A 748-nucleotide genomic window follows, 5' to 3' on the forward strand; every position below is an offset into this window, starting at 1 on the left:
GATTGTTTCCAATACCTCTTGGTTGATAGAGTGAAAGAAAGTGAGTTCTACTTTTTCGAGACGAATCTTCATCAGAATCTCATTTCTACTTTTCTTTTCAAAGCGTCGTGATTTGGGAACAGTCAATGGGACGATGGGTTGTGGCATAAAAAAATCCTCCAGTTTTTTTATTACAGTATACTGGAGGAGTGAATGATTGAATAGGTACCTTGTTATGGGGCGCTTACGGTTGATGAAAAGCCAATACCTGGAGAGAACCAAGTTGGTTTTCAGACTGAAGACAAAGTCTCTAGATTTTCTAGGGGCTTTTTATTGTGTTTAGGAGTATAATAAAAGAAAAGGCACATTGTCAAGCCAAGTGCCATAAAATTTTCTTCCCGCGTTGTAAAATGAAATGCAACAGAAAAAACATGTTCGTCTGATATACTAGAATTCCCCAACTCAGTATAGAAAGCAGATGAACATGTCCACTAACCATTCTACCCAAAAATCTCGTTATTCTCACTTATCAGCTTCTGAGCGAGGCGAAATCAGTGCTTATTTGAAAATGGGGAAAAATCCCGCTGAGATTGCACTTTTGCTAAATCGTCACCGTTCTACCATTACTCGTGAGATTAAGCGTGGCACAGTAACGCAAGTTCAGGATAAGAGTGGAAAACGGACTTATTATCAATCCTATTTCGCCGATAGCGGTCAACGTGTCTACGAAGAAAATCGAAAGCACAGTGTCTATCTGAAACTAGACCGG

1 protein-coding gene is annotated in these 748 nt (G+C 39.6%); it reads left to right on the top strand.

What is annotated here, in order from left to right; translation table 11 throughout:
• Window positions 1-463: 463 nt before the first annotated feature.
• A partial coding sequence (locus tag ACMZ6Z_RS09525; protein ID WP_416132279.1) for a helix-turn-helix domain-containing protein occupies window positions 464-748 on the top strand: 285 nt, incomplete at its 3' end.

Origin of the sequence: Streptococcus pluranimalium (assembly GCF_047785705.1) — a bacterium.
GTDB classification, from domain to species: Bacteria; Bacillota; Bacilli; order Lactobacillales; family Streptococcaceae; genus Streptococcus; species Streptococcus pluranimalium_A.